A 12550-nucleotide genomic window follows, 5' to 3' on the forward strand; every position below is an offset into this window, starting at 1 on the left:
CGGAGATTACGTCGCCTGCGCCCGTGCGGCAAAGCCCGCCTATGATTTCACCCGTCTGAACGCGGAGTGACGACCATCTTGGCCTTGCCGCGCGGCACGGTAGTGATGTTGCGTACACGACCGCGTTCCGGCCTTGCGCCGGCAGGCGCCGACAGGCGGTATCTGCTCAGGATTTCGCGCAGCACGGTGGTGCCCTCCATGAGCGAGAAACCCGCACCGATGCAGCGGCGCACCCCGCCGCCGAAGGGGAGCCAGGTGTTCGGCTCAACCTCGCCGTCGAGGAAACGCGACGGCCGGAATGCGGCGGCGTCGCGATAGTTCTCCGTGCTGCGGTGCGCCAGCAGGATGGAGCAGCTGACCACGGTGCCCGCGGGCAGCTGCCAGCCGCCGATGGTCATATCGTCGGTGAGTTTGCGGACGGCGCCGGGAATCACGGTACGCATCCGCATGGCTTCCTTCATGACGGCTTCGAGTGCTTTGTCGTCGTCGGTGCGCACCGCCTCGAATGCCTGCTGTTGCAGGTCGGGGTGGACCGCAAGTTCGTGCAGGGCCCATGACAGTGCGGCGGCGGTGGTTTCGTGCCCGGCCAGCAGCAGGGTGATCAGCTGGTCGCGCAATTCGGCATCGGTGAGCGGCGGATCGGCGTCGGTCGTACCGCCCGCTTGCAGCAGCCTCGACAGCACATCGGTGCGCTCGGCGAGGTCGGGCGCGGTGCGGCGGGCCGCGATCTCCGCGTAGAGCAGATCGTCGATGGCGACCAGGTTGTCCTGGAAGTCCTTCCACGGCGCGAACCGCTGCAGCGCGGGTTTCAGGAAGCCGATGTACTGGATAGTGCCGATGGTGACGATGCGATGCAGCCGCGGTGCGAGTGCCGCGCGGGTGCGTGCGTCGGTGACGCCGAACACCACCCGCATGATGACTTCGAGGGTGAGCGCGTTCATCCGATCGAGGGTGATCACGGTTGAACCGGGCTGCCAGCGATGTACTTCCGCGCCAGCGATCTCGGCGACCACGTCCCGGTAGCCGCGCAGTGCCGCACCGTTGAAGGCAGGCATCAGCAATCGGCGCGCCCTGGCGTGCTCGGCTTCGTCGGTCATCAGGACCGAATGCGCGCCCATGATCGGCCCGAGAATCTGGTTGCCTTCACCGGCATGCAGGTCGCGCGGGTCGCCTGCGAAGATCTGCTTGATGTGTTCGGGCCGAGTGAACACGACGAGCTTGTCCGCGAAGGGCGGCACGCGCAGCGCGAACACATCGCCGTAGTGGCGACGCAGCGGCGGCAAGATCAGTGCCCGGCGGCGGATGTACAAGAAGCCCTGCACGAATGCCGGTAGCGGAGGGCCCGGCGGATACGTTGCTGTCATAGCTTCCTCCGAATCCGAGGCCGGAGGCATCCTTGTGTCCGGTCACGAGCCAATGTCGCACATTCCGCCGACCGCATGAAAGGCCGAGGGCCCGCCTACCGTAGTGCGCACGGCGGGCCTACGGTGCACGAAAGAAATCCGCCGACGGTCTGATCTCGATGATCCCTCCGCCGGGCGGGTTGCCTTGCACCCCTTCGATACTGGCACGCGATGCCATGAGCGGCCAACGTGCAGAACGGGGACGCGGCACAGCTCCCGGCGCGCACGATTCGGCGGGCGTGCCGCCGTCGGTGTCGTTACCCTGCGGGAATGAGTTCGATTTCGCCTGTGCTGCGCGGCGCCCGGATCGCGAACTCCTTCGCGTTCGGGTTGCAGGGTTTCTTCTTCGCCGTGGTGCTGACCCACTTGCCGCAGCAGAAGGAGCGATTCGGCCTGTCCGACGGCCTGATCGTCGGGTCGGTGGTGTTGGTGTCGCTGCTCGCCGGTGGCGGCAGCGTGGCGGCCGAGCAACTGGCGATCCGCTGGTCGAGCCGCACCACCCTGCGCATCGGTCTACTGGGCATCGCGATCACTGGCTGCGCGATCGCGATGGCGCCGAACACGATCGTGCTGTTGGTGACGCTCGGCTGCTACGGATTCGCGGTCGGCATCGTCGATGCAAGCACCAATATGCAGGCGGTGTTCATCCAGCACGGGTACGGCACCTTCATCCTGTCGTCGTTCTACGCAGCCTGGAGCGCGGGATCGATCACCGGCGCGCTGTTCGTGTCCGGCTGCGAGGCACTCGAGGTCACGCTGCGCGAATCGGTCCTGACGGCGGCGGGGGTGGTACTCGTGCTCGGGCTGGTACTCGGACCGCGACTGCTCGGCGCCGACGAGGCGGAAGCAGGTCAGGCCGAAGCGGCTGCGGCCGAGAGCGAATCCGGAGCAACGGAACCATCGGGGACCGTCGCGTTCTCGGCGTATCTGGTGTTCGGCATCGCCATGGCGCTGGTGTTCGCGATCGACCTCGCGGTCGGCAACTGGTCTGCGCTCTATCTGACCGACGACCTGCTCGCAAGTTCGGCGACCGCGGCCTTGGCATTGGCCGCCTATCAGGGCACCTCGCTGATCGCCCGGCTCACCGGCGACCTCTGGGTCCGGCGCTTCGGGCCGCACCGGGTCGTGCAGGTCGCCGCCACGATCGGGGTGATCGGCCTTACGGTGGTGGTGGCGGCTCCTGGGCCGGTGGTCGCCATTGTCGGCTTCTTGGTCGCGGGCCTCGGGATGCCGGTGATCGCACCGCTGTGTTTCAGTGAGGCGGGCCAGCTGACCACCGGACGCGCATTGGACGCGCTGATGGCGCGGCTGAACCTGTTCAACTACGCGGGCACGCTCGTGGGTGGCGGTGTGGTCGGCGCAATCGCCGCCGGGTTCGGACACCGTGCCGGATTCGTCATTCCACTCGTCTTCGCGGCGGTCCTCATCGGGCTCGCACGCGTATTCCATTCACGTTCCGAAGCGGGCAAGTTTCTCGCAGAGGGCGACGATCATGCTGTACTGGACAGATGAGCAACATCCCAGTCACCGTCGACCGGGCCGGATTGTGGGACGCCGAGGCCCTCAGTGACGTTGCGGCCGCGACCTTTCCACTAGCCTGCCCGCCCGGCGCCACCGCCGACGACATCGAGATCTTCATCAGCGATGTGCTGTCCGGAGAGCGCTTCGGCGAATACCTGACCGACCCGACGCGCACTGTGCTGAAGGCGGTCGCGAACGGTGACATCGTCGGCTACGCGATGCTGCACGCAGGCGATCCGGCCGATCTCCAGGTCGCCACGGCGGTGAATCTGCGGCCGGTCGTCGAGATCAGCAAGATGTATGTGCTGCCGGGCCATCACGGCAGTGGGGTGTCGAAGGCGCTGATGCGCGCCGTACTCCAGCGCGCTCGCGAAGAGGGGGCCGCGGGAGTCTGGCTCGGGGTCAATCAGGAAAACACCCGCGCCCAACGTTTCTACGCCAAGCACGGGTTCACCAGGGTGGGCACCAAGACCTTCCACGTCGGCAACCAGCTGCATCACGACTTCGTGATGCAAATGGCGCTCTAGCTCTTCACGAAATTCACCAGCGCCGCGTGAAATGCCGGTTCGATCACGGCCATCAAATGGTCGCCGGGCACCACGGCCAGGGTGCCGTCGGGTAAGGCCGCGGCGAGGCGTTCGGGTTCGGCGGCGAAGGGGTCGGCGGCGCCTGCCAGAACCAGCGTGGGCACGGTAACACCGGCCAGTGTGGTGATCGGCTCGTCGTCGAGACCGGTCGCGACCGCCTCGATGGCCGCCCGGTCGGCACTGATCGCATCGGCGAGAATCCGGAACATCATGGCGACCTGGGATGCGCCCGCGCCGTCGCCGTGCATGGCGGTGCGCAGGTCGTCGATGTCGATGACGCGGCGGTCGACGCCACCACAGTCGAGCACACCCGAGCCGATGCCGCCGACGGCCAGCTTCGTCACCCGATCGTCGGCGGCCGCGACCAGCAGCGAGATGACCCCGCCCATCGAATAGCCGACCTGCACAACGCGATCGAAGCCGAGCTCGTCGTACAGCGCGCTGACGTCCTTCGCCATCGCCGCCCACGAGTACCGCGCGGCATCGTGCGGTTTGTCCGAGCGGCCGTGTCCGCGGGCGTCGAGCGAGACGACGGTGTGCCCGGCAGCCTGCAAGGCCTGCACCACACCGGTGCCCATCCAGTTGGCGTTGGTGTCGGCGACGACCCCGTGCTGTAGCACGACCGGGACCCCGTCGCCCTCCCACACTCGGTAGTTGAGCTCCAACCCGTCCCAGGTCTTGAACTTCGTCATGCCCGCATCGTAATGGGGTCCAATCCAGGGGTTGACAAGTTCTGGATGTTCAGTCTTTACTGAACATATCAGTTCTTACGGAAATCGCAAGACATACAGAACCTGATCGAGAACTTTTCGAAGGAGCATCATGACCACCGCCGCGATCCGCACCGAGGGCCTGACCAAGCACTACGGCAAGCATGTCGCCCTCACCGAGCTGAATCTCGAGGTCGGCCAGGGCGAGGTATTCGGATTTCTCGGCCCCAACGGCGCGGGCAAGTCCACCACCATCCGCATCCTGCTGGATCTGATCCGGCCGACTTCGGGCCACGTCGAAGTTCTCGGCGTCGATCCGCGCACAGGCGGTGCAGAACTGCGCAAGCGCATCGGCTATCTGCCGGGCGAACTCGAGATCGAGGGCCGCAACACCGCACGCGACCTGCTCGGGTTCCTGGCCGATCTGCGCGGCACGGTCCCGGCGAATCGGATCACCGACCTCGCCGATCTGCTCGATCTGGATCTGTCCAAGAAGGTCGGCGCGATGTCCAAGGGCAACAAGCAGAAGGTCGGCATCATCGCCGCCTTCATGCACAACCCCGACCTGCTCATCCTCGACGAGCCGACCTCCGGCCTGGATCCGCTACTGCAGCAGCGCTTCCTGGACCTGGTCACCGCGGCGAAGCACAACGGGCAGACGGTGTTCATGTCCTCCCACATTCTCAGCGAAGTGCAGCAGACCGCCGATCGGGCCGTCATCATGCGCGCAGGCAAGCTGCTCGGCACCGAGAACGTCGAGGATCTGCGGCGGCGTTCGCCGCGCTCGGTCGAGCTGGTATTCGGCGAGGACATTTTCGCCGATGACTTCGCAAAGCTGCCCGATGTGCGCGATCTGACCATCGAAGGAAAAACGTTGCGCTGCACCACCGAAGGCGAAGTCGACGACCTGTTCAAGATGGCGGCGAAGTACCGCCTGGTCAGCGTGCTCTCCACCGAGCCGGATCTCGAACAGATCTTCTTCAGCCTCTACGGCCGCTGACCCACACTCATTTGAAGACCACCAGAATACTTATCGCACAGGAGAACTCGTCATGACCCGCTCGGTTTTCACCCAGACACTGAAGGAACAGCGCCGCGGCCTGATCGGCTGGTCGATCGGCTTGGCCGTAGTCCCGATGATGTACCTGCCCAACTTCCAATCGCTGCAGCAGCAGGGCTCGCTCGACATCAAGCAGAACAAGATGTACGAAGCCATGGGTATGGGCGATTTCGCCAGTGCCACCGGCTATATGCAATCCATGGTGTACGCGATGATGGGTACGCTGCTGTTGCTCATCTTCGCGGTCACCTTCGCAGCGCGTTCGGCCGCCCAGGAAGACAGCGGAACGCTGGATCTGCTACTGGCCCAACCGATCAACCGCCGGGGTCTGCTCGCACAACGGTTCGCGGCGCTGGCGGTGCAAACCGGAATCGTCACCACTGTCTTCACCCTGAGCATCATTGCCGGCGCCAACGCGGGACAAATGAACATTCCGGCGGCCAATATCGTTGCCGCAAGCGCGGGACTCGGTCTGCTCGCCCTCGTCGTCGGCACGATCACCTTGCTGATCGGCGCGCTCACCGGAAAGCGTACGCTGACACTGGGATTCGCCGCGCTGGTCGCGCTGGCGGCCTACCTGGCCAACAACCTCGGCGGAATGTTCGACGGTACCGAATGGCTGCGCAAGCTGTCGCCGTTCTACTACGCGATCGGTGACTCGCCACTGGTCAACGGCTGGAACGGCATCAACCTCGCGGTGCTCGTCGCCGTGGTTGTCGTCGCCGTGGCGGCCGCGCTGAGCGCCTTCGACCGCCGCGACCTGGCGGTCTGATTTTTCCGAACGGGGCGGGCCGACACGGCCCGCCCCGTTTACCCATATCGATACCACCGAAGGGATACTCGACCGATGAGCGAGCGCAGCGAACGAAACACATGCACAGCGCCACTGGGGATCATGGAACAGAGCGTTGGCGAGGCCCGATCATGAGCAGCACGGACAACGAGCCGACCAATGACCCCACCCCGGAACGGTTGGCGTTCGTCGAGGATTTGGCGCTTGTATTCGAAAAAATGGGCCTGGTCCGGATGGTCGGCCGGGCGGCGGCCTGGCTGCTGATCTGCGACCCACCCCAGCAGACGTTCGGCCAGATCGCCGACGCGCTGCAGGCATCGAAGGGATCCATCTCGAGCGCATTGAAGACCCTGGTCGCCATGCGTTGGGTGGACAAGACATCCAAGCCGGGTGATCGCAGGGACTACTACTCGATCCGGCCTGGAATCCTCCCCGACCTGCAGCGCCAGCAGCTCGCTCAATACACCGATCTCACGGACACGACCACACGCGGCCTCGCGTTGTTCGACGACCCGAACGGCGAACAAGCCGCCCGTGTCCGCGATATGCACGAGTTCTTCCTCTTCGTCTCCAAGGAGATCCCCGTGCTGCTCGATCGCTGGGACGCCGCGCACCCGCGCTCCTGATCCGGGCATCCGAGGATCCCGGCATCAGCCGGGATCCCTTGTGTGACAGCCGAAATCAGGCCAGCATCTTGGCCTTCAACGCGGCGATGTCGGCGGTCGAGAGCCGCAGGCCATCGCGGACGTAGTTGTCGAAACTGCCATAGGTCTCGGCGGCCTGATCGAAGGCGGCGTCGAGCCACGGCTGCTGGACGCCGTTGATGGTGTCGTTCGGGCCGGTGTTGCGGTACTGGTTGGACAGCAGGTAGTCCTGGTTCACGGTGTCGCGGTCGACGCCGAGAATGGTCAGCAGGACCGCGGAGGTCCAGCCGGTGCGGTCCTTGCCCGCGGTGCAGTGGAACAGCACGGCGCCGCCTTCGGTGTCGATGATGTCGCGCAGCACCGCGGCGAAGGCCTCGTTGGCGCCGGGGGCGGTGATGAAGGCGCGATAGAGGTCGTCGCCACCGGTCAGGGTGGTGATCAGGGTCTGTGGCGGCGCCTGGCCGATGACATCGGCCCAGTGCGCGGTGGCGCTGGCGGGCACCTTGTCGGGGCCGATGGCGCGTTCGTAGACGGTGCGCAGGTCGTCGACGTAGCGGACCTGACGGTGGGTCAGGTCGGCGAGATCGGCCGGTGTCGCATTGTTCAGCTGGCCGGTGCGGTACACCAGGCCGGTGCGTACCAGTCGGCCGTCGACGGTGCGGTAGCCGCCCGCGTCACGCGCGTTCTGCACGCCCTGCAGGTTCAGCGAACGGTCGAACACGGTCGCCGAGACGTTCGGCTGGTCGGCGAGGGCAACGCCTGTCACGGGCCCGAAGGCGACAGTGAGACCGGCGGCGAGTGCCACCGGGACACGGATCGAACGACTGACCATGACAAGTCTCCCATCGGTTGAACGAACAGCCCCTCGGCTTCGAGACCCACCCAACCAATTGAAATACCAGTAGGTCAACTTTGTGCCGTGACCCTATGCGGCAGCCGCTTCGAAACGCGACAGCGCCAGCAGTCGCGAGATCGCGCGCAGGTATTTCTTGCGGTAGCCGCCGTCGAGCATCTCCTGCGAGAAGATCTTGTCGAGCTTGGCGCCGGACACGGTCACCGGGATGCTCGCGTCGTAGAGCCGGTCCGCGAGCACCACGATGCGCAGTGCAACGGCCTGGTCGTTGACCTGGTGCACGTTCGAGATGTACACCGACGACACTCCGGAGATCAGTGCACCGTACTTCGACGGATGCAGCGTGCTCAGGTGTTGCAGCAGCGCGTCGAACTCGTCGAGCGTGGATCCCGATGTGGCAGTGGCCCGTTCGGTCAGCAGCTCCGGCGAGGTCGGCTCGGGAGCAGGCGGCAGATCGCGGTGGCGGTAGTCGGGGCCGTCGACACGCACGGCCTCGAAAATCGAGCCGAGCTTCTTGATTTCCCGCAGGAAGTCCTGCGCGGCGAAACGGCCCTCGCCCAGCTGACCGGGCAACGTGTTGGAGGTCGCGGCGATCGACACCCCGCGCGCGGACAGCTCGGTCAGCAGTCGCGAGACCAGCATGGTGTCGCCGGGATCGTCGAGTTCGAATTCGTCGATGCACAGCACACTGTTGGCCGCCAGCCGCTCGACAGCATTGTTGAAGCCGAGCGCACCGACGAGATTGGTGAGCTCACCGAAGGTGCCGAACGACTTCGGCGCGGGCGCGCTGTGGAAGATCGAGGCAAGCAGGTGGGTCTTGCCGACACCGAATCCGCCGTCGAGATACAGGCCCGCGCCACTGACCGGCTTCTTCTTGCCGAAAAGGCTCTTCTTATTGGCCGCGTGGTTGATCTTGGCGACCTGGCCGGCGAAGTCCTCGGCCTTGCCCACCGCGGCGGCCTGGCTCGGCTCCTTCGGATCCGGGATGTAGGAGGCGAAACTGACCTCGTCGAACATGGGCGGGGGCACCATCTGCGCGACCAACTGGTCTGCCGGAACCTCCGGATGGCGATCGACAAGGCGTTCTTGCATAGACGGAGCCTAATGACGTGGTGTGATGTTGCTTCATGCAGCGTATCCACAATGCGACCCAGCTCACACGGCTGAGCGACGATGACCTGGCCGAGCTGTACGCCTACCCCGCCCGGCTCCACCGGCCCTGGGTCCGAGCCAATTTCGTGTCCAGCATCGATGGCGCCGCCACCAGCGGCGGACTGTCCGAGGGGCTCGGCACGCCCGCCGACAAGTCGGTGTTCACGATGCTGCGCGAGCTGGCCGATGTGATCCTCGTCGGCGCAGGCACCGTGCGAGCCGAGAACTACGGCGGCGCCCGCGCCGACCCGCAACGACGCCGTGCGCTCTACAACCGCGGACTCGGCGGCCACCGCGACGGCGCACCGCCGCCGATCGCCGTGCTCACTGCGAGCGCCGCGATCGAACCCGGCTCGCGGTTGTGCACCGATACCTCCGTCGCACCCATCATCATTACGACCGCGGCGGCGCCGCAGGATCGCAAGCAGCAGCTGCGCGACGCGGGCGCGCGGGTCGTCGAGGCGGGCGATATCGCGGTCACACCGAAAGGGCTGCTGCGCGCGTTGGAGAAGCTCGAATTACGCCGCGTGCTGTGCGAGGGCGGCCCCCACCTGTTCGGTGAGCTGCTCGACGCCGACGCGATCGACGAACTGTGCCTGACCACCGCACCCGTGCTGGTCGGCGGGACGGCGCGACGAATTTCGCTGTCCGCGCACGAGTTCCGCACCCCCATGGCACGCACGCACATCCTGCTCGACGACGACGGCACAATACTCACCCGTTGGGCCCGTCGCTGACGTGCGCGACACCCACGCCCCAGTGCTCATCTACGGCTCCTTTGTGAAACAACCGGGCGAACCTGGCAGGCTGTAGCGCATGCGCTGGACTCGGGCCGCCGTGCTGGCCTCGACACTCTCGATCATGATCGCCGGATGCGGTGCGGGACCCTCCGATCGCCCCGGTGTCGCCGTCGAGCGCGCGCCCGCCGTCGGGGGGCCCGCCGCCACGTCGACCCCGCCACCGCCGCCCAAGGCCGAGCTGCCCAAGACCGACCTGAGCTGGCGGGAGTGCACGGCGCCGACGCTCGACCTGCTCGGGCTCGGCCCGGCGCCCGCAGGCCTGGTCCTGGATTGCGCGGAGTTCTCGACACCGATCGACGGGACGGGCTCGGTGCTCGGCAGCTTCCGGGCGGGCGCCATGCGGGCCCGCCTGCCGCAGACCCCGGCCGACGCCGCCCCACTGGTGCTCACCTCCGGAGCGGATCGGTCCTCCTCGGCCACCCTGGCCGGGCTGGCCGTCGGACCGGCGAGCAGTCTGCTGACCACGCGTCCGATTGTCGCGGTGGACCGCCGGGGCCTCGGCACCTCGCAACCGATCGACTGCCTGCCGATCGACGTGCGCCGCGGCCTCGCCGACAACGCTCAATTCGCGCCGGGCGCAACCGATCCCGCCGAGGCGGTGACCGGGTTCAGCCAGGACGCCACCATCGCGTGCCGCGACTTCCTGCACCCCTACGAGGGCACCTTCGACGCCCCGCACGCTGCCGACGACATCGAACAGCTGCGCAAGCAGTGGCAGGTCGAACATATCGACCTGCTCGGCAGCGGCAACGGCGCCAAGGTGGCGCTGAGCTTCGCCCGCAGGTACGGCGACCACCTGTCGCGGCTGGTCCTCGACTCCCCCGAAGCCGTCGGCGCCGACGCGACCACCAGGACCGAACAGCAGGTCCAGGGCGCGGAGGCGGCGCTGACCGCCTTCGCGCAGCGCTGCACCGGAATCAACTGTTCGCTCGGCGCGGACCCGCGCGCGGCGGTCACCGATCTGCTGAAACGCGCGAGCACCGGCGGTCTCGGCGATATCTCCGCGAATGCGCTGCTGACCGCGGTGACCGGTTTCCTCGGCGGACCGCGCGCCGACCAGGCCAACCGCATTGCCGAACTCGCCGACGCACTCTCGGCGGCCGGACGCGGCGACCGCGGTGCGCTCGGCAACCTCATCCTGCGGGAATCCGCCGCCACCGCGAGCGACGGGCAATTCGTGAACCGCTGCACCGACAATCAGACGCCGCCGACCCCCAGCCGGGCCACGGAACTCAGTGCCGAGTGGGGACAGAAGTATCCGGTCTTCGGCAAGGCCGCCGCGATCGCCATGATGGCGTGCGCCGCCTGGCCGGTCGCGGGTGCGCCACCGCTGCCCGCAAAGCTCGACCTGCCGGTTCTCGTTCTGGGCGGGATCGCGGATCCGGTCGTCGGCACCAGTGGCCAGGCGTCGGTGACCGGCGCGCTCGGCGCAGCGGGCGCCCGCCACGCCTCGGTGACATGGCAGGGCTGGGGCCATCCGGTCTCCACCCACTCCGGCTGTGCGCAACAGGCGCTGCTCGACTATCTGAAGGACACGAAGTTGCCCAAGGATGGCACCGCGTGCCCCGCATGACCCCCTGATATGGCGCGCCGGGCAGGTCCCCGCAACCGTCATGAGCTGATCCGGTGTACCGTGCCCCAGTGTTACTTCGACAGCTCGAGCCGCGCACCGCTCGTACCACCGCCGAAGCGATCAAGTTCGCACTCTGGCCCTTAGCGGTCATGACTGTGCTCAATCGGGTCTTCATCAAGGCTGTCAACGGGTTCATCACCGACGACTTCAAACCGGTCTACAACGCGTCGTTGGCCTTCCTCAACGGCAACCCGGTGTATACCGCCAATTTCGACTCGGTGGACCCGCATTACCTGTACCCGCCGAGTGGCACCCTGTTGATCGCGCCGCTGGCCCTGGTCGATCCGGAAAAGTCGCGCTGGTGCTTCATCCTGCTGAACGCCGCCGCCATCATCCTGGCCTGTTACCTGCTGCTGAAGCTGTTCAAGTTCACGCTGTCCTCGGTGGCGGCTCCGGTGCTGCTGTTCGCGATGTTCATCTCCGAAACAGTCACCAACACACTGGTTTTCACCAACGTCAACGGTTGCATTCTGCTGGCCGAGGTGATCTTCCTGCATCTGCTGCTGCAGCGCCGAGACCTCTGGGCAGGCGCGATACTCGGCTTGAGCATCGCCGTGAAACCGACACTGGCACCGCTGATCCTGATCGCGGCCGCGCGCGGGCAGTGGAAGGTCTTCTACACCGCGATCGGCGTACCGGTCGCGCTGACCGCTATCGCCTGGCCATTGTCGAAGGACGCGGACAAATTCTTCACCCGCACCGCGCGCTACATCGTCGAGTCGCGGGACTACTTCAACAGCGCCATCGTCGGCAATGCGGCCTACTACGGCCTGCCGCTGTGGCTGACCTGGGGCATGCGCATCTTCATGGGCGTTCTGGTCGCCATCACGCTGTGGCTGCTGTACCGCTACTACCGCGAGGACGAGCTGTTCTTCGTCACGACCGCGTCCGGTGTGCTGATGACCGCGTCGTTTCTGCTGCCCTCGCTCGGGCAGATGTACTACTCGATGATGCTGTTCCCGTTGCTGATGTCGGTGGTGCTGCGCAATTCGGTGCTGCGCAACTGGCCTGCCTGGCTGGCGGTGTTCGGGTTCATGTCCTACGACAAGTGGCTCTCGGACCGCTGGCAGGGCTTCGGGCGCAATCTGGAGTACCTGCGCATCACCTTCGGCTGGGGTCTGCTGCTCATCGTGATCTTCTGCGTGCTCGCTGACCGTTATCTGGCGGCCAAGCGTGACGGTCGACTGCAATTCGGCATCGACCCGACCTGGATGGCGTCGGCGCCCGATTCCGGCGGCGGCACGGTTTCCGACGCCGTGCCGCAGAGTGCGAGCACGACGGACTCCGAAGACATCGACACCGAGGACAGCGAACGGTCCGGACTTCGGGAACCCGAGCCGAGCGCAGTCAAGTAGCGACCTGGCTTGCGGCGCGGCAGCCGAAAACCTATTAGC

The 12550-nt window shown here is 66.2% G+C and carries 12 protein-coding genes; 8 read left to right on the forward strand and 4 right to left on the reverse strand.

The window, feature by feature from the left end:
* Positions 1–47 precede the first annotated feature (47 nt).
* Entirely contained in the window at positions 48–1364 is a 1317-nt protein-coding gene (locus tag OHA42_RS30530) for a cytochrome P450 (protein ID WP_406231212.1), read from the reverse strand.
* Positions 1365–1673: 309 nt separating this feature from the next.
* Between OHA42_RS30530 and OHA42_RS30535 the strand changes: the two genes are divergently transcribed.
* A complete protein-coding gene (locus OHA42_RS30535; protein WP_406231213.1) occupies positions 1674–2915 on the forward strand; it encodes an MFS transporter in 1242 nt (413 codons plus the stop codon).
* Positions 2912–3451 (forward strand): GNAT family N-acetyltransferase, encoded by a 540-nt coding sequence (locus tag OHA42_RS30540; RefSeq protein WP_406231214.1) that lies wholly within the window; start codon positions 2912–2914, stop codon positions 3449–3451. Before OHA42_RS30535 ends, OHA42_RS30540 begins: the two co-directional genes overlap by 4 nt.
* Here the strand turns inward: OHA42_RS30540 and OHA42_RS30545 are convergent.
* On the reverse strand, positions 3448–4203 hold the full coding sequence (locus tag OHA42_RS30545; RefSeq protein ID WP_406231215.1) for an alpha/beta fold hydrolase: 756 nt from the start codon (positions 4201–4203) through the stop codon (positions 3448–3450). The two genes, OHA42_RS30540 and OHA42_RS30545, sit on opposite strands and share 4 nt — an antisense overlap.
* A 130-nt stretch (positions 4204–4333) precedes the next feature.
* Between OHA42_RS30545 and OHA42_RS30550 the strand changes: the two genes are divergently transcribed.
* From OHA42_RS30550 to OHA42_RS30560, 3 genes are all read left to right on the forward strand, one after another.
* Positions 4334–5221, forward strand: coding sequence for an ABC transporter ATP-binding protein (locus OHA42_RS30550; protein WP_406231216.1), 888 nt, complete (start codon positions 4334–4336; stop codon positions 5219–5221).
* Positions 5222–5273: 52 nt separating this feature from the next.
* Positions 5274–6053, forward strand: coding sequence for an ABC transporter permease subunit (locus tag OHA42_RS30555; protein WP_406231217.1), 780 nt, complete (start codon positions 5274–5276; stop codon positions 6051–6053).
* 152 nt (positions 6054–6205) lie between these two features.
* Complete coding sequence (locus tag OHA42_RS30560; RefSeq protein ID WP_406231218.1) at positions 6206–6700, forward strand: GbsR/MarR family transcriptional regulator; 495 nt, start codon at positions 6206–6208, stop codon at positions 6698–6700.
* Positions 6701–6755: 55 nt separating this feature from the next.
* Here OHA42_RS30560 and OHA42_RS30565 read toward each other — a convergent pair whose 3' ends face one another.
* Together OHA42_RS30565 and zapE are read right to left on the reverse strand one after the other, a co-directional pair.
* Complete coding sequence (locus OHA42_RS30565; protein WP_406231219.1) at positions 6756–7550, reverse strand: tyrosine-protein phosphatase; 795 nt, start codon at positions 7548–7550, stop codon at positions 6756–6758.
* A gap of 93 nt (positions 7551–7643) precedes the next feature.
* A complete protein-coding gene (gene zapE, locus OHA42_RS30570; protein WP_406231220.1) occupies positions 7644–8663 on the reverse strand; it encodes a cell division protein ZapE in 1020 nt (339 codons plus the stop codon).
* A 35-nt stretch (positions 8664–8698) separates the two neighbouring features.
* Here zapE and OHA42_RS30575 point away from each other — a divergent pair, with 35 nt between their 5' ends.
* The 3 genes from OHA42_RS30575 (at position 8699) to OHA42_RS30585 (ending at position 12511) form a co-directional block, all read left to right on the forward strand.
* The gene (locus OHA42_RS30575; RefSeq protein WP_406231221.1) at positions 8699–9460 is read left to right on the forward strand and encodes a pyrimidine reductase family protein; all 762 of its coding nucleotides are present in this window, start codon (positions 8699–8701) and stop codon (positions 9458–9460) included.
* A 79-nt stretch (positions 9461–9539) separates the two neighbouring features.
* Positions 9540–11096 (forward strand): alpha/beta hydrolase, encoded by a 1557-nt coding sequence (locus OHA42_RS30580; protein WP_406231222.1) that lies wholly within the window; start codon positions 9540–9542, stop codon positions 11094–11096.
* 53 nt (positions 11097–11149) lie between these two features.
* Positions 11150–12511: a glycosyltransferase family 87 protein gene (locus tag OHA42_RS30585; protein ID WP_406231223.1), complete on the forward strand. Its 1362-nt coding sequence runs from the start codon at positions 11150–11152 to the stop codon at positions 12509–12511.
* Positions 12512–12550 lie beyond the last annotated feature (39 nt).

Source organism: Nocardia sp. NBC_01009 (assembly GCF_045208035.1).
GTDB lineage: Bacteria > Actinomycetota > Actinomycetes > Mycobacteriales > Mycobacteriaceae > Nocardia.

Coding starts and splice junctions, on each gene's coding strand:
- OHA42_RS30565 (WP_406231219.1), bottom strand. CDS start 7,550: ATGGTCAGTCGTTCGATCCGTGTCCCGGTGGCACTCGCCGCCGGTCTC.
- OHA42_RS30530 (WP_406231212.1), bottom strand. CDS start 1,364: ATGACAGCAACGTATCCGCCGGGCCCTCCGCTACCGGCATTCGTGCAG.
- OHA42_RS30540 (WP_406231214.1), top strand. CDS start 2,912: ATGAGCAACATCCCAGTCACCGTCGACCGGGCCGGATTGTGGGACGCC.
- OHA42_RS30535 (WP_406231213.1), top strand. CDS start 1,674: ATGAGTTCGATTTCGCCTGTGCTGCGCGGCGCCCGGATCGCGAACTCC.
- OHA42_RS30560 (WP_406231218.1), top strand. CDS start 6,206: ATGAGCAGCACGGACAACGAGCCGACCAATGACCCCACCCCGGAACGG.
- OHA42_RS30545 (WP_406231215.1), bottom strand. CDS start 4,203: ATGACGAAGTTCAAGACCTGGGACGGGTTGGAGCTCAACTACCGAGTG.
- zapE (WP_406231220.1), bottom strand. CDS start 8,663: ATGCAAGAACGCCTTGTCGATCGCCATCCGGAGGTTCCGGCAGACCAG.
- OHA42_RS30580 (WP_406231222.1), top strand. CDS start 9,540: ATGCGCTGGACTCGGGCCGCCGTGCTGGCCTCGACACTCTCGATCATG.
- OHA42_RS30575 (WP_406231221.1), top strand. CDS start 8,699: ATGCAGCGTATCCACAATGCGACCCAGCTCACACGGCTGAGCGACGAT.
- OHA42_RS30555 (WP_406231217.1), top strand. CDS start 5,274: ATGACCCGCTCGGTTTTCACCCAGACACTGAAGGAACAGCGCCGCGGC.
- OHA42_RS30550 (WP_406231216.1), top strand. CDS start 4,334: ATGACCACCGCCGCGATCCGCACCGAGGGCCTGACCAAGCACTACGGC.